This window comes from Bacillota bacterium, assembly GCA_029961055.1.
In the GTDB taxonomy this organism is placed as follows: Bacteria; Bacillota; Sulfobacillia; order JAIMAT01; family JAIMAT01; genus JAIMAT01.
The window spans coordinates 37,245-60,227 of record JASBVM010000039.1; the positions used below are offsets into that span (position 1 = coordinate 37,245).

The 22,983-nt window shown below is 73.3% G+C and carries 17 protein-coding genes; 5 read left to right on the forward strand and 12 right to left on the reverse strand.

Annotation, left to right across the window (positions count from 1 at the left end):
* Positions 1-88: 88 nt before the first annotated feature.
* From QJR14_08945 to uvrB, 4 genes are read right to left on the reverse strand one after another with little or no spacing between them, the layout of a single operon-like run.
* Complete coding sequence (locus QJR14_08945) at positions 89-1,225, reverse strand: substrate-binding domain-containing protein (GenBank protein MDI3317726.1); 1,137 nt, start codon at positions 1,223-1,225, stop codon at positions 89-91.
* Positions 1,226-1,239: 14 nt separating this feature from the next.
* On the reverse strand, positions 1,240-1,935 hold the full coding sequence (locus QJR14_08950; GenBank protein ID MDI3317727.1) for an MBL fold metallo-hydrolase: 696 nt from the start codon (positions 1,933-1,935) through the stop codon (positions 1,240-1,242).
* Complete coding sequence (lgt, locus tag QJR14_08955; GenBank protein ID MDI3317728.1) at positions 1,923-2,906, reverse strand: prolipoprotein diacylglyceryl transferase; 984 nt, start codon at positions 2,904-2,906, stop codon at positions 1,923-1,925. Before lgt ends, QJR14_08950 begins: the two co-directional genes overlap by 13 nt.
* Entirely contained in the window at positions 2,903-5,065 is a 2,163-nt protein-coding gene (gene uvrB / locus QJR14_08960) for an excinuclease ABC subunit UvrB (protein ID MDI3317729.1), read from the reverse strand. The genes lgt and uvrB overlap by 4 nt, the downstream gene beginning before the upstream one ends.
* A 154-nt stretch (positions 5,066-5,219) precedes the next feature.
* On the opposite strand from uvrB, the gene QJR14_08965 reads away from it, so the two are divergent.
* Positions 5,220-5,807: a hypothetical protein gene (locus tag QJR14_08965; protein MDI3317730.1), complete on the forward strand. Its 588-nt coding sequence runs from the start codon at positions 5,220-5,222 to the stop codon at positions 5,805-5,807.
* A 243-nt stretch (positions 5,808-6,050) separates the two neighbouring features.
* On the opposite strand, the gene QJR14_08970 is transcribed toward QJR14_08965, so the two are convergent.
* Positions 6,051-8,054 carry a sodium-translocating pyrophosphatase gene (locus tag QJR14_08970; protein ID MDI3317731.1) on the reverse strand — a complete coding sequence of 668 codons (2,004 nt, stop codon included), beginning with the start codon at positions 8,052-8,054 and terminating at the stop codon, positions 6,051-6,053.
* A gap of 226 nt (positions 8,055-8,280) precedes the next feature.
* The gene (locus QJR14_08975) at positions 8,281-8,763 is read right to left on the reverse strand and encodes an adenosine-specific kinase (protein ID MDI3317732.1); all 483 of its coding nucleotides are present in this window, start codon (positions 8,761-8,763) and stop codon (positions 8,281-8,283) included.
* Positions 8,764-8,921: 158 nt separating this feature from the next.
* Between QJR14_08975 and sleB the strand changes: the two genes are divergently transcribed.
* Both sleB and QJR14_08985 read left to right on the forward strand, forming a co-directional pair.
* Complete coding sequence (gene sleB, locus QJR14_08980) at positions 8,922-9,659, forward strand: spore cortex-lytic enzyme (protein ID MDI3317733.1); 738 nt, start codon at positions 8,922-8,924, stop codon at positions 9,657-9,659.
* A 15-nt stretch (positions 9,660-9,674) separates the two neighbouring features.
* Positions 9,675-11,381 (forward strand): germination protein YpeB, encoded by a 1,707-nt coding sequence (locus tag QJR14_08985; protein ID MDI3317734.1) that lies wholly within the window; start codon positions 9,675-9,677, stop codon positions 11,379-11,381.
* On the opposite strand, the gene QJR14_08990 is transcribed toward QJR14_08985, so the two are convergent.
* On the reverse strand, positions 11,371-12,681 hold the full coding sequence (locus QJR14_08990) for an MFS transporter (GenBank protein MDI3317735.1): 1,311 nt from the start codon (positions 12,679-12,681) through the stop codon (positions 11,371-11,373). The genes QJR14_08985 and QJR14_08990 overlap by 11 nt on opposite strands.
* Before the next feature lie 4 nt (positions 12,682-12,685).
* The gene (gene murJ, locus QJR14_08995; GenBank protein MDI3317736.1) at positions 12,686-14,251 is read right to left on the reverse strand and encodes a murein biosynthesis integral membrane protein MurJ; all 1,566 of its coding nucleotides are present in this window, start codon (positions 14,249-14,251) and stop codon (positions 12,686-12,688) included.
* Between the two features lie 124 nt (positions 14,252-14,375).
* Between murJ and QJR14_09000 the strand changes: the two genes are divergently transcribed.
* The gene (locus QJR14_09000) at positions 14,376-15,791 is read left to right on the forward strand and encodes a helix-turn-helix transcriptional regulator (protein MDI3317737.1); all 1,416 of its coding nucleotides are present in this window, start codon (positions 14,376-14,378) and stop codon (positions 15,789-15,791) included.
* Positions 15,792-15,865: 74 nt separating this feature from the next.
* On the forward strand, positions 15,866-16,537 hold the full coding sequence (locus tag QJR14_09005) for an HNH endonuclease signature motif containing protein (protein ID MDI3317738.1): 672 nt from the start codon (positions 15,866-15,868) through the stop codon (positions 16,535-16,537).
* A 36-nt stretch (positions 16,538-16,573) separates the two neighbouring features.
* On the opposite strand, the gene QJR14_09010 is transcribed toward QJR14_09005, so the two are convergent.
* The 4 genes from QJR14_09010 to QJR14_09025 form a co-directional block, all read right to left on the reverse strand.
* Positions 16,574-19,264 (reverse strand): O-antigen ligase family protein, encoded by a 2,691-nt coding sequence (locus tag QJR14_09010; protein ID MDI3317739.1) that lies wholly within the window; start codon positions 19,262-19,264, stop codon positions 16,574-16,576.
* On the reverse strand, positions 19,261-20,229 hold the full coding sequence (locus QJR14_09015; protein ID MDI3317740.1) for a diacylglycerol kinase family lipid kinase: 969 nt from the start codon (positions 20,227-20,229) through the stop codon (positions 19,261-19,263). The genes QJR14_09010 and QJR14_09015 overlap by 4 nt, the downstream gene beginning before the upstream one ends.
* Positions 20,230-20,364: 135 nt before the next feature.
* Positions 20,365-20,589, reverse strand: coding sequence for a YbdD/YjiX family protein (locus tag QJR14_09020; protein ID MDI3317741.1), 225 nt, complete (start codon positions 20,587-20,589; stop codon positions 20,365-20,367).
* Positions 20,590-20,676: 87 nt separating this feature from the next.
* Complete coding sequence (locus tag QJR14_09025; GenBank protein MDI3317742.1) at positions 20,677-22,884, reverse strand: carbon starvation CstA family protein; 2,208 nt, start codon at positions 22,882-22,884, stop codon at positions 20,677-20,679.
* Between the last annotated feature and the right edge of the window lie 99 nt (positions 22,885-22,983).

The window sequence follows — 22,983 nt, forward strand, 5'->3', positions numbered from 1 at the left end:
TTATAAAAAAATCAGTCGTCCGGCGCGGCACGGGAGAGGCCGGCCGGGTGAGAGGCACGGCCGACCGCTGCAGGCGTGGTGCCTCTGGTCAGGGCCGCAGCGGTCGGAAGAGCGGACGGCCGTGCGGGTCAAGGCCGAAGCGGGCGATCAGGCCCTGACCGGCAGGCCCCACCGCCCAGCGTGCGAACGCCTCGGCCCAGCGGCGACGAACCCAGGGAGCGCGTTCCGCGCTGACCGGCACCAGAGAGAAGACGTCGCGCAGTTCGGGGCCCCCTTCCCAGAGGATCGCCAGCCCCTCGGGCCGCGCGGCCCGCAGCGTCGCACGGTCGACCAGCGTGTACGCGCGCTTCGCCGCGGCGGCGGTGAGAATGTGCATGCTGCCGAGCACCCCCAGCGGGTCGACCCGGTACCACGGCGCCTCCGGCTGGACGCCGGCCGCCTCCCAGAGGCCCCTCTCCCGCAGGTGGGTGCCCGAACGGTCCCCCCGGCTCAGAAAGGGCGCCCGGGCCCGGGCGATGGCCTGAAAGGCCTGGTGCACCGTGCCCGCCTGCCGCACGCCAGCGGGATCCCCCTCGGGGCCCACGACGACGAAGTCGTCTTCCATCAAGGGGTGGCGCCCCGTGCCGAAACCTGCCGTCACGAACTCCTCCTCCGCCTCGGGAGCGTGGCTGAGCACCAGGTCGGCCCGCCCCTCGCGGGCGAGGTCCAGAGCCTGGCCACTGCCTGCCGCCAAGGGCCGGACGGCGATCCCCGTCTCGGCGAGGAAGGCTTCCGCCAGCGCGGGGACGAGGCCGGTCTCCACGGGTTCCACCGTGGCGGCCAGCACCAGCGACCCGTGGGCTTCGCCCGTCCCGGCGCCGGGAGCCCGGTCGGCGGCCGGCGGTTCCTCCGGTCCCGCCAGGACGGGGATCCGCCTCTCCACGCCGGCCTGGAACCGGCGGTACCGGTCCAGGAGGTCCCGTGCGGCGGCCGTCAGCTGCGCGCCGCCGCCCCGCGCGCCGCCGGTACGACGGTCGAGGAGCCGGACCCCGAGGCGCTCCTCGGCCTGCTTCACCAGCCCCCAGGCGTAGCGGTACGAGAGGCCGACGTCGGCCCGCGCCTGATTCAGCGAACCCCGCAGGGCCACGGCCTCGAGCAGTGCGAACAGCCGGTCGCCGCGGATCTGATCGCCCAGGATCAGGACGACCCGGTAGGGGGGAACGCCCCCGTCTCCCGTCCCCTTCATGCCCTTCGCTCCGCTCAGCGGAAGGTCTCGAAGGCCCAGACCTCGGTCGCCTCGGGAAGCGGCGAGCCTTCCACCGGCGCGTCGTCGGGGAGCGTCCGCACCGGCCCCTTCCAGACGGCCAGGAAGCTCGACAGCGGCTGGATGGGCAGGCCGCGCCGGCCGTGCCCTCCCTGGGTGCGCGAGGTGGCGTAGTGCATGGGCACCACCACCCGCGGGTGGAGCGCCTCGATCACCCGCGGGACTTCCTCGGGCGCCAGGGTGAAGAAGCCGCCCACCGGCACCATCAGGACGTCCACCGGCCCGATGGCGGCCGCCTGCTCGGCGGTCAGCACGTGGCCCAGGTCGCCGGCGTGGGCGTAGCGCCGGCGGCCGCCCTGCCCGTCGCCCGCCTCCACGACGAAGAAGGCGTTCCGCCCGCGCCGGGCGCCCTGCTCGGGGTCGTGGAAGACGCCCACGGTGCGGAAGCGGGCGCCGTCCACCTCGGTCTCCACCCGGGCCCAGCCGCCGTCCGGGGTGAGGCCGCGGAGGACGCGGGGCTCCCCGCGCACGGGCGAGACGTGGTTGTGGTCGAAGTGCTCGTGGGAGACGGTGACCACGTCGGCGGAGACGGCGGGTTCGGGGTAGCCGACGCTGGGGTCGGGCGGATCGGTCAGCCAGACGACCCCCTCCGGCAGCTCGATGCGGAAGCAGGCATGTCCTAACCAGCGCAAGGATCTCCACCTCCCGCGCGCAGCGAGGCTTCCTCGCCGGACTCCTCGGCCTCCGGGGGCCGGCGCCGGTTCCAGATCCAGCCGGCGGCGCCCGCCGCGATCAGCAGCAGGCTGACCCACTGGGCCAGCGTCAGCCCGGCGATGACGGTGCCGCCCATGCGGAAGAACTCCACCCAGAAGCGCCCGATCGAGTAGACGACCAGGTAGAGCCAGAGCTCGTCCCCCCGCCGGGCGGAGCGCCGCCCGCGGTACCAGAAGAGCAAGGCAGCTCCCGCCGCGTCCCAGAGCGACTCGTAGAGGAAGGTGGGGTGGTAGAAGGCCACGTTCTCGTAGCCGGGCACGCGGTGCTCCGGGGCGATGTACATCTTCCAGGGCAGGCTGGTGGGGTAGCCGTACAGCTCCTGGTTGAAGAAGTTCCCCCAGCGCCCGATGGCCTGCCCCAGGAGGACGCTGGGCATGGCGACGTCCAGCATCCCCCAGAGGCCGACCCGCCCGGGCAGCCGGCGGCTGAAGAGCCAGGCGGCCAGCACCCCGGCGACCAGCGCGCCGTGGATGGAGAGGCCGCCCTGCCAGGTGGCCAGCGCGTCCAGCGGGTGCTGGGCGTAATAACCCAGGTTCTGGACGACGAAGCCGATGCGGGCGCCGATGAAGCCGGCGACGGCCACCACCACGGCGAAGTTGACCAGCGTGTCGGCGTCCACGCCCAGGCGCGCCGCATAGCCCCGGGCCAGGTAGTAGCCCGGGATGAACGAGCCGGCGATGAGCAGCCCGTACCAGCGGACCGCGAGCGGACCGATCTGGACCAGGATCGGGCTGACCGACGCCGTCCCCGCGAAGATGGGGCGGAGCCAGAGGAAGAGGGCCGCCGCCACCACCACGCCGGCCGCGGCCCAGAGGGCTGCGGGCAGGCCGCGGCGCTCCTCCCCGGGCGGCCCGGCCCGCTGCTCCTTCGCGGCCTCCTCTTCCCTCACGGCTTCGCCTCCTCTGCCCGCGCCCGCTTCCTCGTCCCGGCGCGGAGTGAATGGGCCTGAGCCTCGCGCAGCTCCTCCAGCTCGGAGATCATGTCGCGGAGGAGCGCCGCCCGCTCGAACTCGAGGAGCTTCGCCGCCTCCTTCATTTCTTTTCGAAGCCGCTCGATCACCTGCGGCAGCTCCCGCGGCGGCACCTCCTTCAGGCTGCGGCCCGGCTGGAGCCAGTACTCCGCCCGCGCCTCCGCCACCTGGGCGGAGCGGCGGCGCCCGCCGGACGGCGCCATGCGGTCGACCGGGTGGGTCGCCTCCAGCACCTCGCGCACCGGCTTGACGACGGTCCGGGGCGTGATCCCGTGCTCCCGGTTGTACCGCTCCTGGATGGCGCGGCGGCGGTAGGTCTCCTCGATGGCCGCCTTCATCGAGTCGGTGATCGCGTCGGCGTACATGATCACCTTCCCCTTCACGTTGCGCGCGGCGCGGCCGATGGTCTGGATCAGCGAGCGCTCGGAGCGGAGGTAGCCCTCCTTGTCCGCGTCGAGGATGGCGACCAGCGAGACCTCGGGCAGGTCGAGCCCCTCGCGCAGGAGGTTGATGCCCACCAGCACGTCGAAGACGCCCAGGCGGAGGTCCCGGATGATCTCCATCCGCTCGATGGTGTCCACCTCGGAGTGCATGTAGCGGACCTTGACGCCCAGGTCGCGGAGGTAGTCGGTCAGCTCCTCGGCCATCTTCTTGGTCAGCGTGGTGACCAGCACCCGCTCCCCGGCCGCCACCCGCTTCCGGATCTCCGCCAGCAGGTCGTCGATCTGGCCCTCCACCGGCCGCACCTCCACCTCGGGGTCGAGGAGGCCGGTGGGCCGGACGATCTGCTCCACCACGGCGCCCGAGTGCTCCAGCTCCCAGGGTCCCGGCGTGGCGGAGACGAAGAGGATCTGCGGCACGTGCCGCAGGAACTCCTCGAAGGTGAGCGGACGGTTGTCCAGCGCGGAAGGAAGGCGGAAGCCGTACTCCACCAGCACCTCTTTCCGCGACCGGTCCCCGTGGTACATGCCCCCGATCTGCGGCACCGTCACGTGCGACTCGTCGATGATGCAGAGGAAGTCGTCGGGGAAGTAGTCCAGCAGCGTGTACGGGGGCTCGCCCGGCTTCCTCCCGGTCAGGTGGCGCGAGTAGTTCTCGATGCCGTTGCAGTAGCCGACGGTCTGCATCATCTCCAGGTCGTAGCGCGTCCGCTGCTCCAACCGCTGCGCCTCCAGCAGCTTCCCCCGGGCGCGGAGCTCCCGGAGGCGCGCCTCCAGCTCTTCCTCGATGGAGCCGACGGCGGCGCGCATCTTCTGCGCCTCGGTCACGTAGTGCGAGGCGGGGTAGATGGCCACGTGGTCGCGCTCGCCGAAGACCTCGCCGGTGAGCGGGTCGAACTCCAGGATGCGGTCGATCTCGTCGCCGAAGAGCTCGATGCGGATCGCCCGCTCGGAGCTGGAGGCCGGGAAGACCTCGATCACGTCGCCGTGGACGCGGAACTTGCCCCGGGTCAGGTTGACGTCGTTGCGCTCGTACTGGATGTCGACCAGCCGGCGGAGGATCGCCTGGCGCGAGCGCTCCTGCCCGACGCGGAGGCTGAGCACCAGCTCCCGGTAGTCCTCGGGCGAACCGAGGCCGTAGATGCAGGAGACGCTGGCCACGACGACCACGTCCCGCCGCTCGAAGAGCGCGCTGGTGGCGGAGTGGCGCATCTTGTCGATCTCGTCGTTGCGCAGCGCGTCCTTCTCGATGTAGAGGTCGCTGGACGGGATGTACGCCTCCGGCTGGTAGTAGTCGTAGTAGGAGACGAAGTACTCCACCGCGTTGTGCGGGAGGAACTCCTTCAGCTCGCTCGTCAGCTGGGCTGCCAGCGTCTTGTTGGGCGCGATGACCAGCGTCGGTTTCTGGACCCGCTCGATGGTCCAGGCCATGGTGGCCGTCTTGCCGGAGCCGGTGACGCCCAGGAGCGTCACGTACCGCTGCCCGCGCCCTCCCCGCTCGGGAGGAAGCAGGTTGGCCGCCAGCTCCTCGATCGCCTTCGGCTGGTCGCCCGCCGGCGCGAAGGGCGCCACCACCTCGAAGCGTCCTTCTCTCCCGGCCTCCCGGGGTTCGCCCGGGAACGTCACCACCTTGCCCATCCGTCGCTCACGCTCCCCGCCCGTACGCTCCCCCCGCCTATCCTAACCCGCGGGCGCCGGAAGGAGCGCCCTCTCCCCCCCGCCCGCCTCCCTCTGGTAGGCTTCCTGCAGTGGACTCTTCTCGCCGAGACCCGGGGAGGCGGCTTCACCGTCCATGCGCTTCGACGTCCGCGACCTCGTCGACTGGGCCTACGACCGCGTCACCGGCGCACGCCGCGTCTACGACGCCCAGGGCCAGCCCACCATCTACCTGCCCGCGCTCACCCGCTACCGCGGCCCCACCGTCGCCGACCCGGAGGGACGCGTCGTCCTCCGGGACGGCCAACCCGCCATCGAGGTCCACCTCGACAACCGCCGCCTCCGCCAGCTGGGCGCCGCCGGCTCCCTCGACCCCAAGGCGACCTTCGCCCTCTTCCGGCTGGCCCGCCAGCAGATGAAGGCGCTGGCCGAGTACCTGGCGGGGCCCGAGGTACCCCCCGAGTATACGGTCTGCTTCGGCCGCAGCCTCTTCGGCGGCGTCATCGCGCGCCTCGGCTGGCACGAGACGGAGCTGCCCCGCAGCCAGGCCTGGATGCTCGGGAGGTACGAGGAGTGGCTCCGGCGCCGCCGCAACGGCACCGCTCGGGACGGCGCGGCCGGCGGCGCTTCGCGGCGCCAGGCGACCCTGGTCTGGGTGACGCGGTCGGAGCTGATCCGGCTCTACGGAGGAGAGGCGGGGGGAGCGCGGGAACCGGCCCGCTGACCTGCTCCTCCCCTCTTCCTGGCCACGTGGGAGGTGCGCCGATTCCTGGCCACGTGGGAGGTGCGCCGACCCGGCCCCGGCCGGCATGATCGCCGCTCCGCCGGCCGTCTGCGAGGGACGCCCCCGGCCCCGCGGCCTCGACCTCGTTCGGGATCCGGCGGCCGACCGCGCAGAAGAGAGTCGGGGGCGGCGCGCCCCGGGCGCCGCCCCTCCGCCCCTCCGCTTCCGCGGCGAACCCGCCCCTCAGCCGATCGACAGGAGCGGAACGATCAGCAGCGCGACCACGTTGACGATCTTGATCAGCGGGTTGATCGCGGGCCCCGCCGTGTCCTTGAAGGGATCGCCGATGGTGTCGCCCACCACCGCCGCCGCATGCTCGGGCGTCCCCTTGCCCCCGTAGGCGCCGTCCTCGATGTACTTCTTGGCGTTGTCCCAGGCGGCGCCGCTGGTGGTCAGGTAGAGCGCGAGGAAGAAGCCACTCACCAGCGTCCCCAGGAGCAGCCCGCCCAGCGCCTGCCAGCCGTGGGAGCCGAGCCCGAAGCCGACGATGGGCGGTGCGAGCACGGGGATGAGCGCGGGGAGCGTCATGCTGCGCAGCGCGCCCGCCGTGACGATGTCCACGGTCCGGCCGTAGTCCGGCCTCTCGGTGCCCTGCAGGATGCCGGGTCGCTGGCGCAGCTGGCGCCGCACCTCCTCCACCACGCCCAGCGCCGCCCGCCCCACCGCCTCCAGACCGTAGGAGGCGAAGAGGAAGGGAAGCACCGCGCCCAGCAGCAGCCCCACGATGACGAAGGGGTTGGAGAGGTCGAAGGCGGCCCTGCCCGCCATCCGACCCGCCAGCTCGTGCACGAAGGAGCCGAAGAGGACCAGCGCGCCCAGGGCTGCGGAACCGATGGCGTACCCCTTGGTCACCGCCTTGGTGGTGTTGCCCACCGCGTCCAGGGCGTCGGTGATCTTGCGCACCTCCGACTTGAGGCCCGCCATCTCGGCGATGCCGCCGGCGTTGTCGGTGATGGGCCCGTAGGCGTCCAGCGTGATGATGAAGCCCACCAGCGCCAGCATCCCGGTCACGGCCACGCCGATGCCGTAGATGCCGCCCAGCTGGTAGGCGGCCAGGGTGGCGGCGGCGATCACCAGCGCAGGCACGAAGCTGGCGCGGAAACCCAGGGCGGTGCCGGAGATGACCACGGTGGCGGGTCCGCTCCGGGTCGACTCCGCCAGGCGCTTGATCGGCCCGTACTTCTTGGACGTGAAGAAGTCCGTGACCAGGATGAGTACGGCGGTCACCACCACGCCCAGCAGCGCGGCGAGGAAGAGGCGGAGGCCGACCCCCATCCAGAGCGCCGCACCCAGGAAGAGCAGCGACGCGAAGACGAGGGTGATGGCCGTCGTCCCGTAGAGGGCCGGCATGATCCCCTCCGGCCGATCGGTGCTCACGTTGACGAAGGCGCCCAGGATGGCCGCCACCGCGCCGGCCGCCCCGAGCAGGAGGATGTAGTCCCCGAAGGCCGGCTGGCCCGGGTGGACCAGGTGGGCCAGGAGAAGCGAGCCGACCAGCGTCACCACGAAGGTCTCGAAGAGGTCGGCCGCCATGCCGGCGTCGTCGCCCACGTTGTCGCCCACGTTGTCGGCGATGACGGCGGGGTTGCGTGGATCGTCCTCGGGCAGGCCCTGCTCCACCTTGCCGACCAGGTCGGCGCCCACGTCCGCGGCCTTGGTGTAGATGCCGCCGCCCAGCCGGGCGAAGATGCTGATCAGGCTGGCGCCGAAGGCGAAGCCGACGGTGGCGGTGTCGGGCACGCGGAGCAGCAGCAGGATGGCGATCCCGGTCAGGCCGAGACCGATGACGAAGAGGCCGGTGACCGCGCCGCCCCGCAGCGCCAGGCGGAGCGTGCCGCGCAGGCCGTAGCGGTCGGCCACCTGCGCGACGCGCATGTTCGCCCGCACGGCGACCATCATGCCGGCGTAGCCGGCCAGCGCCGAGAGCGCCCCGCCGAAGAGGAAGGCGAGGGCGGTGGGCAGGCCGACGGCCAGCGCCAGGACGACGGCCAGGATGACGGCCACGACGGCCAGCGTCCGGTAGGAGCGGGAGATGTAGGCCACCGCTCCCTCCTGGATCGCGTGGCCGATGCGCTCGATCTCCGGGTTGTCGACACCGATCCTCAGCACCGACGAGATGGCCAGGCCGCCTGCGGCCAGTGTCACCAGCCCGACGATGAGGGCCAACCAGATTATCTCTGTCGACACGTCCCTGATCTCCGCTCCTTTCGTTCTCCGCTCGCCTTCCGTGCCGGTCCGAGGGCGAGCGCGGCCACGGCGGCCACGGGTCCCGTCGCGTTCCGCCGACGGCGGCGAGCTCGCAATGAAAGCATTGTACCTGGATCGCCCCGGACCTGCAGCCCGCCGCCCTCCGGGCCGGGAGCGCCCCACCCGGACCGCGGCCGGGGCCTGGAGACCGCACTGCCGCGAGGTCTCAGAGCTTGTAGCCGAAGCGGCGCAGGAGCGCGTGCCGGGCCCGCTCGTCCTCCTCGCTCTCCACGCCCACGGGCGGGAAGCCGTCGATCACGCCCAGGATGCCGCGGCCCTGCTCGGTGACGCCCACCACCACCTCCAGCGGGTTGGCGGTGGCGGCGTAGATGCGGCAGACCTCGGGCACCGCCTTGACCGCGTTGAGGACGTTGATGGGAAAGGCTTCCTTCAAGAAGACGAGGAAGGCGTGGCCGGCCCCGATGGCTTGGAGGTTGCGGGTGGCCAGCTCCACCAGCTCCGGGTCGTTGCCGGCACGGCGGACCAGTCTCGCTCCGGAGGCCTCGTCGAAGGCGAGGCCGAAGCGGATGCCCGGCGAGGACTGGACGAGCGCCTCGTAGAGGTCTTCCACCGTCTTGATGAAGTGGCTCTGGCCGAGAATGAGGTTGTCCTCGTGCGGGTTCTCCACCCGCACCACCTCGATCGACAGAGCTGCCAACGCCGAACCCCCTTCCCCGGCTCGGGAGGAGCGGTCCGGAACGGGCCCCCCGCGGGGCCGCCCGGCCGTCCGGGATACGTAACTGCTCTTCCGCGCGCGTATAGCCGCCTCCTCCCCCGGCAGAGGCTAGCGCCGAGGAGGAGGAGACGATGCCGACCATCCGCCGTTCCCTGCGCCGCCTCGCGCGGCAGGGAGGCGCCTTTCTCGCCTCGCTGCTGCTCCTGTCCGCCTTCCTGGCCTCGTCCGGTCGTGCCGCCCCCGCCCCTCTGCCCACGCTCTCCTGGGGCTCCTCGGGCGACGCCGTCCGCCTCCTGCAGCAGCGGCTGGCCGCCCGGGGGTACTACCGCGGCCCCATCGACGGCAACTACGGGGCGACCACCTGGCAGGCGGTCCGCCTCTTCCAGAGCCGGAACGGGCTGCCGGCGGACGGGACGGTCAGCGCCCGGACCTGGAGCTCCCTGGGCTACCCGCCCGAGGCGCCCAGCTTGGTCGCCGCGGCCGCCTCGCCGGCGACGGCGGTGGGCGCCACCCGCGCCGGCGACGTCGACCTGCTGGCGCGCCTGGTGATGGCGGAGGCGCACGGCGAACCCTTCGCCGGGCAGGTCGCCGTGGCGGCGGTGGTGCTCAACCGGATGCGAAACCCGGCCTTTCCGCACACGGTGGCCGGCGTCGTCTTCCAGCCGGACGCCTTCGAGTCGGTCTCCAACGGCCTGATCTGGCAGCGGAGCCCGGACGCCACGGCCTACCAGGCGGCCCAGGACGCGCTCAACGGCTGGGATCCCACGTACGGGGCGCTCTACTTCTGGAACCCGGCCAAGGCGTTCTCCGGCTGGATCTGGACCCGCCCGATCTCCCTGGTCATCGGGCATCACGTCTTCGCGCACTAGGTGGAGGTGCCGTCCATGGAGCGTGTCGACAACCCCGACGGTGATCGCACGGCACCCGAGGTGGAAGCGACCGGTCGGACGCAGGAAGCCCGGGACGGGAGCGGGGCGGAGGCGGCGCCCGGCCGCGGACCGGCACGGCGCCCGCCCTTCCGCCGGCAGGGGCCGGCCTGGCTGAACGCGGTCCTGGGTCTCGGCCTCGTGGCGGCGCTCGCCTGGGGCGGCTGGGAGCACTCGGCGCGCCAGCGGATGCAGATGGCGCTGGAGGCCCGCTACCAGCAGGCCTTCTACGACACGGTCGACCGGAGCGGCCAGGCGGAGGTGGCGCTGGACAAGGCGCTGGTGGCGAGCAGCCCCACCCGCCGGGCCTACCAGCTCCAGGAGGTCTGGCGCTACGCCTCCCAGGCCCACGCCTCGCTCTCGCTCCTGCCGCTCTCCAGCGTCGACCTCTCCCCGACGCGGAAGTTTCTGGCCCAGCTGGGGGACTACGCGCACGTGCTGGCCGACCGGCTGAGCGCCGGCACGGCGGCGGGGTCGGCCCCCGCCCCGGCCCGGGAGCAGACGACCCAGCTGCTGGCGCTCCGCCAGGCGCTCTCGCAGCTGAACGGGCAGCTCCACGCCACGGCGAGGAACCTCTCCGCCCGCAACTACCTGTGGAGCTCCGCGCTGGAGCCACGCCCGGTGCTGGCGCTCCACCTGCCCCGGCTCGGCCGGTCCGGTGGCGGGCCGGCGCCGCAGGGGCAGGCCGCCCCGGCCGCGACGCTCGCCCGGGCGCCCGGCGTGCCCGCCGTCGATCCGCTCTTCGCCCAGATCGCCCGGGCCAACCGGGAGATCGAGCGGATGCCCTCGCTGGCCTACGACGGTCCCTTCTCCGACGAGGCGCTGAGCATGACGCCCAAGGCTCCGGGGGGGCCGAACGTCAGCGCGGCGGCGGCGCGGCGGACGGCGCTGGCGTGGGCCGAGGCGAGCCGGGGTCCGGGGGGCGGGCCTTCCTGGAGGGTCTCCGCTTCGCCCCAGCAGCTGAACGGGCCGCTGCCGGCCTACCGGTTCGTGTTGACGCGGGACCGGGCGGGCGGAACGGAACAGCTGATCGTCGACGTCTGGCGGGCGGGAGGCCACGTGCTCAGCCTCCTCTCCAACCGGGGGCCGGGGAGGGCCCGCCTGGGGCCCGCCGACGCCCGCCGCATCGCCTCGGACTTCGTCCGCCGGCTCGGCTTCGCCGGCGCGGTGCCCACCTACAGCCTGGTGACGGGGAGCATCGCCACCGTCACCCTGGTCGACACCACCCCGTCCCCGGGCGCGGGCGGGGCGGCAGGCGGCGCGCCCGGCGCCGCCGCGGGCGGGGAGCCGGTCCTCCTCTACCCCGACCTGCTCAAGGTGCGGGTGGCGCTGGACGACGGCGAGGTGGTCGGCTTCGACGGCCTGCCCTACTGGCTCCATCACCGCAGCCGGGCGCTGCCGGCCCCGCGGATCAGCGCCTCGCAGGCGGCCGCCATCGCCACCGGGACGGGGACGCAGAGGGGGCTTCCTCCCGCCTCCCGGCTGACGGTGGAGGCGGTCCGCCCGGCGGTGATCCCCCTGGAGTCGGGCCGCGAGGCGTTCACCTGGGAGGTGCGCGCCCGCTCGTCCTCTTCCGTCTACCTGATCTACGTCGACGTCGCCGACGGGAGCGAGGAGCGGATCCTTCTCATGGTGCCGACGCCCGGCGGCCAGCTCACGATGTGAGGTCGGGCCCCGCCGGCCGGGGGGCGGGCTTCCTGGCCGGCCGGCCGCCGCCGCGGCCCCGGAAGAACCAGCCGAAGAGGAGCGTCCCGACCAGGTAACAGGCGATGGTCAGGGTGAAGGCACCGCTGAAGCCGGAGTGGAGCTGGAGGTAGCCGCTGGCCAGCGGGCCGAGGCCGCCGCGGCCGAGGCTGCCGAGCATCGCGTTGAGGCTGGTCAGCGTCGCCCGCCGCCGCTCGCTCACCTGTTCCAGGGCGAAGGTGGTCTGGACGGGCATGGACATGTTCATCAGCGCGTTCCGCGCGTAGTAGGCGACCACCACCCAGCGCAGGTCGCGGGAGTAGGCGAGGATGGCCAGGAAGGGGAGCGAGGCGAGCTGCGTCCCCACCACCGTCCGCACGGCGCCCCAGCGCTCCGCCAGGACCGGCGCCACCAGCGTGGCCGCGGCCGTCACCACCGAGGAGAACCCGAAGAGGAGACCGATGCGCGAGGTATCCAGTCCGAACTCCAGATAGAAGTAAAGCTGGAAGAAGACCACCATCGCGCCCGCGCCGAAGGCGATGAGCGCCTCGGGCAGGAGCAGGCGCGCGAAGGTGCGAGCCTCCTCGCGGTCGGCGGGCAGGAGATCGCGCCAGGCCAGGCGGGGAGCTCCGGCCGGCGCGGCCGAGGGCGACCCGTCGGAGCGGGGCTCCAGGCCGATGCGGAGTGCGGGCCAGAGGGCCAGCAGGTTGAAGAGGTCGATCAGGCCGAAGGCGAGCTGGAGCGGGAGCGCGTCGGTGGAACGCTGCCCGAGCCGCGCGGCGGCATAGGCGGGGACGGCGCCGGCCAGGAGGCTTCCGGCCAGTCCTGAGCCGAACATGATCGATTCGTTGACCGAGAAGAGGTAGACCCGCTCCTCCGGCGACGAGTAGGCGGCCATCATGGGTGCGCCGATCACCCAGGAGAGCGCCCCGGCCGCACCGGTGAGGGCGGAGAGCACGATCAGCTCGAGGGAGCCGTGGGCGAGGCCCAGGCCCGCCGTGGCCACCAGGTTGAGCACCGTCCCCGCCAGCAGGAAGGGGCGGTAGCCCAGCCGGTCGGCGGCCAGCCCCACCGGCAGGCCGAGGAGGAGGACGGCGACCGACGGCAGCCCGTTGAGCAGGCCGACGAAGTCCGGCCCGTACCCCAGCGCGTGGATGTACAGGTTGAAGACCAGGTTGAACATGTTCCAGCTCAGGCTGGTGAGGAGGCTGTAGAGCAGGTAGGCCCGGGCGCTGGGGCTGAAACGGGCGATGCGGGCGGCGTACCGGCGCAGCGCTCCCACGGGCTCAGACCGCCATGCGGCGGGCCAGCATGCGCCTGCCGGCCGAGAGCGCCTCCTGTACCTCTGGAACGCGGAGGAGCCAGAGGGCGAGGCCGTAGACGAGGACGGAGATCAGACCCGCGATCACGAGCCAGAGCGCCTGGTGGAGGAGGCCGGTGCCGGGGCCCGGCACCCCGGCCACCCTCTCCCAGCCGTAGGCCGCGGCGGTCATCGCCAGGGAGGCCAGCGTGATCCGGGTCCACTTGGCCGCCTCCCCCTCCAGCGCGCCCCGGAGCCCTTTCAGGCCGATCCCCAGCCAGAGCGTCTGCACCCAGGTGGCCACCGTGGAGGCCAGCGCCAGGCCGCCCAACCCCATCGGCCCGACCAGGGCGAAGCTGAGCGCGATGGTGATCGCCACCCCGGCGATGTTGACCGCCATGGGCGTCCGCGTGTCCTGGCGCGCGTAGAAGGTGCGCCGCAAGACATCCTGCGTGGTGGCCGCCGGCAGCCCCGCCGCGTACATGGCCAGCGCCACCGAGGTCATCGCCGTGGCCCGGGAGTCGAAGGCCCCGCGCTCGAAGAGGAAGCGGACGATGGGCTCGCCCAGGACGATCAGGAGGAGCGCCACCGGGATCCCGGTCAGCAGACCCAGATCGAGCCCGCGGCGCGTCAGCGACAGCGTGCCCGGCTCGTCCCCGCGGGCGACGCGGTCCGAGAGCACCGGGTAGAGCACCGTGCCGACGGCCGCGGTGAAGAGGCCGGTGGGGAGCATGAAGAGGAGGCTGGCGTAGTTGAGCGCCGAGATGCTGCCGGCCGGCAGGCTGGAGCCGAGCATCCGGTTGATCACCGGGCTGAGCTGGACCACCACCATCCCCAGCAGCACCGGCGTCATCAGCCGCCCCACGTCGGCCAGCGCCGGCTGCTCCAGGTCGACGCGCCAGGTGAACCGCCCCAGGCCGCGCATCCCCGGCAGCTGGGCCAGCGTCTGGACCAGCGTGCCCACCAGGAGGCCGGCCGCGGCCGCCTCGATCCCCGCCCGCCCGCCGAACACGAGGACCGCGCCGATCACGGTCAGGTTCTGCCAGACCGGCGCCAGCGCCGGCAGCGTGAACCGCCGGTGCGCCTGCTCCACCCCGGTCAGCACCGCCCCCACGGAGAGGAAGACCATCATGGGCAGCAGGATCCTCGTCAGGCGGACCGCCAGGTCCATGCGCGACGCGGGGAAGCCCGGCGCGATCAGTTCGATCATGGGGACGGTCAGCCCCCACATGATCGCCACCAGGAGGAGCGTCCCGCCGCTGACCAGGATGAGGAGGCTGGAGTACAGCTGGCTCGCCCGCTTCGGGTCGCGGACGTACTCCGCGGTGTACGCGGGGACCACGGTGGTGGAGAGCGCCGTCCCGACCACCAGCCAGACCAGGTTGGGCACCGTCTGCGCCACCACGTAGGCGTCGGTCAGGCCGCTGGCGCCGTAGCGGGCGGCGATGACGCTCTCGCGCAGGAAGCCCAGCAGCTTGGAGATCACCGTGGCCACGGCGATCACCCCGGCCGCCTGGGCGAATTGACGCTTGCTGATCACGGCGCTCGCCACGCACGTCCTTTCCTGAACGGGCCAGACCAAAACACAAGGATACACCCTCGTCCTCCGCCCTGCTGGCGAGCGCTCCCCCGTCCGGGGGCTCCATCATGTGCCAGGCGGCGGCGGAGGCGCCCGGATGCAACGAGATCGCCTTTCTGCTAACCTTGCAAAAGAGATCGACTCGTCACAGGTGTTGACGGGGAGGGCGGCGGCCCACATGACCACACTCGGAAGACAACTGCGGGCATTGCGCATCGAGCGGGGCCTCAGCCAGGCCCAGGTGGCGGGCAACCTGACCCGCGCCGCCGTCAGCGCGGTGGAACTCGGCCACATCTGGCCCTCGGTGGACACGTTGGACACCATGACCCGCGGCCTCGGCCTGCCCGACGGCTACCTCTACGAGCTCTACCTGTCGGAGACGTACGGGGAGGCGCACCTGATCGCCTTCGGCCAGCGCTGCTTCGAGCGCGGCATGGGCGATCTCGCCCGGCGCGCCATGGCCAAGCTGGTGGCGATCGCCCGGAGCAAGGGCCGCAACCGCGTGGTGACCGAGGTGCTCTGGCGGCTGGGCCTCTGGGCGCTGGCCGAAGGCCGGATCGAGACGGCCACCGCCACCTTCCACGCCTGCCTGGACCGGGCCATGGGGGAGCGCGACTGGGAGCGGGTGGTCCGGCTCCACCTCCGCCTCGCCGAGCTGGAGCGGGCACAGGGCAGCCGCGAGGCGGCGCTGGAGCGGCTGATGACCGCTCACCACCTGCTCGCCTGGGTGGGGGAGCGGGCGCCCGATCTCCGCATCCTGGTCAACCACCGGCTGGGCGACCTCTGCCTGGAGCTGGAGCTCTTTACCCTGGCGCGGGAATACTACCAGGCGGCATGGCAGGAGCTGACCCGGCCGAAGCCGGCCCCCGAGGAGGCCGCCCCGGGCGCGGCGGGCGCGGAGCCCGTGCCGGGCGACCTGCTGGCCACGCTCGCGCTCGCGCTGGCGACGGTCAGCCGGCGCCTGGGCGACGCCGAGGAGGCGGCCGAGTGGAGTCGCAGGGCCGACCGGGCCTTCGCCGAGCTGGGCGAGGAAGCCCGGCGCGCCCAGGCGCACGGCGCCTACGGCATGGCGCTGGCCGACCTGGGCCGGCTGGAAGAGGCGCGCGCCGCCCTGCTCCAGGCCCTGGAGGGCGCCGGGGGCGAGGAGCGCGTCCGGCTCCTGGTGGAGCTGGCCGCGGTGGAGCAGGGGCTCGGCCAGACCGCCGCCCTGCAGGAACGCGCGGCCGAGGCGCTCGAGCTGGCGGGGGACGACCCGCGGCTGCGGGGCGCGGCGCTCCGGGTGAGCGCCATGGCGGCGCGCGAGGCGGGATCGCTTGCGGACGCCTTCGAGTCCTTCCTGGAGAGCGCGTCCCTCCTGGCGGGAGCGGGTGAGCGGAGCGAGCTGCAGCTGACGCTCTCCGAGATCGGGCGGACGCTGGCGCAGACGACGGAGCTGCGCGAGAGCGGCATGGACCGGTACGTGCTGCAGATGTCCAGGTACCTGGGGCTGGAGGCGGAGCGCCGGACGGCCTAGGCCCCGGGGAACGGCGTAGAGATTCGGAACGGAGAGAGCTCGGGAGAGGAGGGGCGACCATCTCAGCGGCAGCTATGCAGGCCGTCGCCGTCGCCGTCGGCGCGCACGAAGGGGGACGCCGGCGGGAGGAGGCCCGGACCATCCGGGTGCTGACCAGCGACGGTCTGAAGCTGGATCCCTGCAGCCGCAGCACCGCGCTTCAGGAAGTCCGCCTGGGACGCGCGCGCTGGCGCGGACGGTCGACGATCCAGCTGGTCTACAACCCCTTCGTGGCGCGGCGGATCCGGAAGCAGGTCCTGAAGCGGGACCACCACCGCTGCGCCTGGTGCGGCGGACACGGCGACACCATCGATCACCTCCTGCCCTGGTCGCAGGGGGGCTTGACCACCCCGGACAACTGCGTCTGCAGCTGCCAGGAGTGCAACGGGCGGCGCGGCGACCGGAGCGTGGAACAGTTCATCGCCGACGAGGGGATCCGGCCGACGCACCCCGTGGTGCTCGCCTTCCTGCGGGCGCGGGGGGCGGGGCCGGCGGAGGCTGCGGCCGGAAAGGCGGCCGCGGAGCCGGCCGGACCGGCGGCCGCCTCCCCGCCGGAGGAGGCCAAGGGCCGCCCGCGGCGGCGGAACCGCCGCCGCGGCCGCCGCGAGGCCGAGAAGAGCGACGAGCGGCCGGCCGAGCCGAGGGCGACCTGGCTGGAGCCCTGGGTCGGCGAGATCTTCGACGAGCGGTTCGCCTGCGGGGCCTAGTCCCGCGGGGTCCCGCGGGCGCGGCCACCCCCTGGCTCAGCCGGCGAGGGCGGCGCGGAGCGCCTGGACGGCGCGCTCCGCCGCCTGCTTCTGTGCCGAGAAGGCCGGGTTGGTCCGCACCTGCTGGAAGAGGCCGGCCGCCTGGGCCGGGAGGCTGCTCTCCGGCCGGCCGGCGAGGCTCCACCAGGCGGCCGCCTCGGGCTGGAGCTGGGCGGGCAGGCCCGGGAGCGCCGCGGCGATGCGCCGGGCGGCTTCCTGGGCCTGCCCCTCCACCAGGGCGAGCTGGCCCAGGCGGAGGTCCCACATGGGCGTGGACTCCGGCATCACCATGCCCTCCCGGATCGCCTCGGCGGGCGCGGTCCGGCGCTCGGCCCGGTAGCGGCTCCAGAGCTGGCGCAGCAAGCCGATCTGCTCCCGTGCCTGGGCACGGAGTGCCGCCGGGTCGCCGGCCGGCGTCGACCCGCCCGCGGAGGCCTGGAGCGCCGTCTGGACGGCCAGCTGCCAGCGGGCACTGGCCAGGTTGTCGTAGCCGCCGGAGACCTTGGGCTGGAGGTCGATCGCCCGTTCCAGCTCCCGCAGGCCGGGCTGGATCTGGCCGTGCTGGAGCAGGAAGCCGCCGTAGAGCGCGGCCATGTTGGCGTTGGTGGGGTTGAGCGCGATGCCCCGCTCCATCTCCTTCTGCGCCCGGGCCAGGAGCTGCCGGGCGTCGGGGCCGGGCGCCGCTCCCGCCTGGGGCAGGCCGTCGGCCTGCGTCATCGCCAGCGCGGCCAGCGCCTGCCCGCGGTCGAAGTGGAAGGAGCCGCTCCACGGATCCAGGGTGGAGGCCTTCTGGAAGAGATCGGCCGCCTGCTGGTAGCGCTGCCCGTTCAGCGCCTGGGCCGCCGCCTGGCCGTCCTGGAAGCCGGCGGCGAGCGAGAGGGCGAGCAGAAAGACGAAGCCTAGCGCCGTGAAGCTGGCCGCCTGCGTCCCCCAGGAAGTCCCCTCCCCCTCGCGGCGGCGCGTCGCCCGGGGGACGCCCCCCGCCCGGGCGGCCGCAGCCTCGCGTTGCGAGGCCCCCGCCTCGGCCAGCGCCCCGGCCGGCGCCTGGTCGGAGAGGCTCTGGGCGGCCGCCAGGAGCGCCCAGAGGGCCACGGAGACGGCGGACAGCGAGAGGTTGAAGTCGATCAGGCTGTGAAGGCCGAGGAGGAGCGCCGCGCTCCCCACCGCGGCCGCCAGCGCCCTCCGCTCCGGCTGGAGGCGCCCCGTCGCCCGGACCGCCCGCAGGAGCGCCCGCAGGAGCCCGGCCCAGACCGCCAGGAAGGCGAGCACCCCCACCGCCCCGGCCTCCACCCAGATCTGGGCCAGGGCGTTGTGCACCTGGGTCGACCAGTACGGGTAGGCCTGGACCTGGTGGTAGAGCGCGTTCCAGGCGCCGCCTCCGCTGCCCAGGACGGGATCGCGCAGGCCCAGGCGGAGCGCGTCCCCCGTCCAGTCGAGGCGCGACCAGGCCGAGTAGGCGCCGAGGTTGATCTGGCTGAGGCGCTCGGCCAGCGGTGCGGGCAGCAGGTGGAGGAGCCCCGACGGCGCCCAGAGCCCGAGAGCCACCGCCCCCGCCGCGCCCGCTCCGGGCAGGGCGCGCCGGGCCCCGGCGAGGGCGGCGCGGGCCGCGCGCCCGCCCCAGAGCGCGGCCAGCCAGCTGCCCGCCAGCACCACCGGAAGGCCGGCCAGGAGCGTTGCCCAGACCGCCCACGAACTGCCGGGCGGGGCGGCCTGACCCGCCGCGGTCGCCCGGTAGAGCGCCCCCGCCGCCTGCGGGAAGGAGCGGAGCAGGAGGCCGAAGCTGCCCGGCAGGAGCGCCACCAGCAGGACCAGCGCCTCGAGGACCGTCGCCAGGCGGCGCCCGGGTGGCAGCAGGAAGAGGCCGATCAGGGCGGTCACGGGGAGGACCAGCAGGGCGCCCCGGGAGTAGGTGAAGACGAAGGCGAAGAGCGAGACGTAGGCGGTGACGGCCAGCGCCTCGAGGCCGAGAAGGCGGAGGGCCGGGCGGCCGCCGCCCTCCTCCCCGCCCAGCCCCCGCGCCCAGAGCGCCAGCGCCGCCAGGAGGCTGGCTCCCAGGTAGGCGGCCAGGGTGTTCGGATACTGGAAGACCGAGTAGAGGCGCGTCCCGTCCCAGGCGCCGTTGTACTGCCAGCTGCCCGCCGCCACCCCGATACCCGCGACGGCCACGGCGCCGCCCGTCGCGGCCAGCACCGCCGCCACCGCCAGCGCGGCCCTCTCCGCCCGTTCCGGAGAGGGCCGCCCGTAGCCGAGGCCGGCCAGGCGGATCGTCAGGTAGACCAGGAGGTAGAGGAGGATCTTGAGATCTTCCTGGACGGCCGAGCGGCGGTCCACCGCCACCAGCGTCGAGAGCAGGTAGGCGACCAGGAAGCCCGCCGCGGCCACGTCCGGCCAGTGGGCGCGGAACACCCGGCCGGCGGTGCGGGCGCGGAAGAGCGACCACGGGTCGGCCGGCGCGCGCCGGAAGCGGAGCGCCAGCGCCCAGGCGGCCAGCGGGATGGCGGCCAGAAGCGCCACCAGCTGCTCGAACGGGAAGTAGAGCCCCCGGAAGAAGGGCGTCACCGCCAGGAGCAGGAGCGCCCCCGCCAGGGGACCCAGCTCCCAGGCGGGGTGGGCGGCTTCCTGAGGCCGGCGCGCCGCCTGCGCCTGGGACTGCGGGCGCCGGGCACGACCCTTCTTGACGTCGCTCAACGCTCTCGACCTCCGTCTCGCTCGCCGGGCGGGACGTAGCCCGCCACACGGACGGCCTGCGGGACGACCTCCACGGCGATGGCGGTGCCGGCGGGGACCTGGCCCATCAGCTCCCCGTCCAGCTGGGCCGTCACCTCCTGCTCGAAGCGGATCCGGAACGAGGCGACAGGCTCCACCAGGGTGCGCGGATCGCCCAGGTGCCTGCCCTGGACGATCCGGGCGAAGAGCGGCAGGACGCCGGCCCGGGAGAGGTCGTGGACGAGGAAGAGGTTGAGGCGGCCGTCGGCGGCGTCCGCCCCCGGCGCCGCCTTCATGCCGCCGGCCAGCCGCTCGGTGTTGACGCAGTTGCAGAGCCAGACCCGCTCGTACCTCCGCTCCTCGCCCCCCTCCACCGAGAGCCAGGCGGTCACGGGCCGGTAGGTGACAAATCCTTTGACGACCGCGGTGTGGTAGCTGAAGCCGCCCAGGAAGGACTTGTACCAGGCGGTGTTGACGTCGCGGACGATGGCGCCGTCGAAGCCGGCGCCGAAGGTGTTGACGCCGATGTGGCGGCCGATCCCGGGGATCTCGACGGCGATCAGGTCCACCGCCCGGGCTTCCCCCTCGCAGGCGAGCCGGACGGCCGCCTCGGGATCCGTCGGCAGCCCCAGGCCGAGGCCGAAGTCGTTGCCGGTGCCCGCGGGCAGGATGCCCAGCACCGGGAGCTCCCCGGCTGCGCGCCCGCTGGCCACCAGCCCGCGGACCGCCTCCCCCACCGTACCGTCCCCGCCCACCACCAGGAGCCTCTCGACGCCTTCCTCCGCCGCCTGGCGCGCGAGACGGGTGGCGTGGCCCGGTCCTTCCGTGAACAGGCTGCGGAGCTCGGGCACAGGGAGCCCCTCCCGCTCGAGCCGGCGCCAGGCGCGGAGCGCGTCGCCGCGGCCCGCCGCCGGGTTGACGATCGCCCAGGCCTCCAACCGTTCCACCTCACCACAGGGTTCGGGAGCACGACCCGGCCGGAGGCGCATGGCGCCCGTCGACACCGGCGGCTCGGCCCGGTCCCGGGCCCCTATCCTACCATCCCGGCCCGGGCGGGGGCTCCGCCGCGCACCGCAGCCGGGTCAGCAGCAGCGCATTCCACCTCCGTCGCCGTACTTCCTGTCGACCTCGCGCCGGAAGAACTCGGCCCGGCTCAGCTCGGGCTCCTCCCCCCGGGCCAGGTGGAACTCCAGGTAGCGGTCGTAGTCGGGGATGCCGGCGACGGCGCGGACGACCCGGACCGCCCGGCGCCAGAACTCCCCCAGTCCCCGGTGGAGCGGACTCCCGTCGACTTCCACTGCACGCACCCCCCTCGGGCCCCCGCCGGCGAGGGGCGCTCGCGTCTCCCACCGGCGGGGGTGACGGCCCGGTCCGCGCCGGACGGCGCTCAGCGCTCAGCGGCCGGCGGCCGTGCCGGGCTCGAAGGCGACCCGCGGCTCGTACGGCTCCTCGTGGAGCTCGGGCCGCTGCCTGCCGAAGAGGACGGGCAACCAGACGCGGACCGCGTCGACCAGGATGCCCGCCATGATCACCAGGAAGACGCCGGTCAGGACCGCGTCCACCCGGTCGTTGAAGATCACCTGGTGCGCCTGGGCCAGCGTCTTCGCCGGCGCCGGGATCTGCCCCGCCGCCAGCTTGGCCGCGAAGGCGTTGGCGTGCGCCCAGAAGCCGATCTTCGGGTCGGGCGAGAAGATCTTCTGGAGCGCCGCCGTCCAGGTGGTGGCGTACATGAAGAGCATCGGCACCAGCGTGACGAAGCTGTACTTCGCCTTCCCCATCTTGATGAAGACGGTGGTGACGATCACCAGCGCGACCGCGCCCAGCATCTGGTTGGCGATGCCGAAGAGCGGCCAGAGGGTGTTGATGCCGCCCAGGGGATCGGTGGCACCGGCGTAGAGGAAGTAGCCCCAGATGGCGACCGTCAGCGCCGAGGCCAGCACCGTGCCCGGATACCAGCCGACGTCACCGAACTTCGGCCAGATGCGGCCCACCAGACCCTGGAACATGAAGCGGGCGACGCGGGTGCCCGCGTCCACCGTGGTCAGGATGAAGACCGCCTCGAAGAGGATGGCGAAGTGGTACCAGAAGGCCATCACCGCCTCGCCGCCCAGGAAGCGCGAGAAGACGTGGGCCATGCCCACCGCCAGGGAGGGCGCGCCCCCCGTCCGCGAGAGGATCGTCTGCTCCCCCACCAGCTGGGCGGTGCGCTGAAGCGTGGCGGCGTCGATGGGGAAGCCCCAGGAGCTGACCGTCTGCGCCGCCTGGGCGACCGTGGTGCCGATGGCCGAGGCGGGCGAGTTGATGGCGAAGTAGAGACCCGGCGTCAGCAGCGTGGCCGCGATCATGGCCATCACGGCGACGAACGACTCGGCCAGCATGCCGGCGTAGCCGATCATGGGCGCGTCCGTCTCCCGCTCCAGCAGCTTGGGCGTGGTGCCCGAGGAGATCACCGTGTGCCAGCCCGAGAGGGCGCCGCAGGCGATGGTGATGAAGAGGAAGGGGAAGAGCCTGCCCGCGAAGACCGGCCCGGTCCCGTCGATGAAGCGGGTGACGCCGGTCATCTGGAGCTCCGGATGGACGACGACGATGCCCACGGCGAGGAGAGCGATGGTGCCCAGCTTGAGGAAGGTGGAGAGGTAGTCGCGGGGCACCAGCAGGAACCAGACGGGCAGGATGGAGGCGAGGAAGCCGTAGATCATGATGGCCACGGCCAGCTGCGGAGCCGTCAGCGTGAAGACGGGCGCCAGCACCGGCGAGTCCGCCACGCCGCGGCCCAGGACGAGCGCCACCAGCATCAGCGCGACGCCGATCACCGTCGCCTCGCCCACCTGGCCGGGCCGGACGAAGCGCATGTAGAGGCCCATCAGGATGGCGATGGGGATGGTCATGGCCACCACGAAGGTCCCCCAGGGGCTCCCCTTCAGCGCGTTGACCACCACCAGCGCCAGCACCGCCAGCACGATCAGCGCCATCAGCAGCGTGCCGATCTGGGCGATCCAGCCGCCCACCGGCCCCACCTCGTCGCTGGCCATCTCGCCCAGGCTCCGCCCCTTCCGCCGCATGCTGGCGAAGAGGACGACGAAGTCCTGGACGGCGCCGGCGAGGACCGCGCCCACGACGATCCAGAGCGTCCCGGGCAGCCACCCCATCTGGGCCGCCAGCGTCGGCCCGACCAGCGGCCCCGCCCCCGCGATGGCGGCGAAGTGGTGACCGTAGAGCACCCAGCGGTTGGTGGGCACGAAGTCGCGCCCGTCGTTGTGCGCCACCGCCGGCGTGGCGCGCTCGGGGTCGAGCTCCATCACCCGGCGCGCGATCCAGAGCGCGTAGAAGCGGTAGCCGAGGGCATAGGTGCCCAGCGCCGCGACCAGGAGCCAGAGCGCGTTGACCCGCTCCCCCCGGTGGATGGCCAGCGTGGCGAAGGCGGCGGCTACGACGACGGCGACCAGGGCCCAAAGAATGAAGCCCAGGATCTTCCTTCCGGACGGACCTGCCGGGCCGGCGGAAGCATTCCGCCCGGCAGAAATCTCGGCGCGTCCGGTGCCCCGTGCCGCCGTAGCGGCGCCACCGCTCCTGGAGCCCGAATCTTCCCTCCGCTCAGCCATGAAGAATACGCCACCTTCTTCCTTGAAACTTGGATTCACATTATGAATTTCGCTGTGTGGAAGTCAAACTCACCTCCCCAAATTCGTATACGCCCGCAA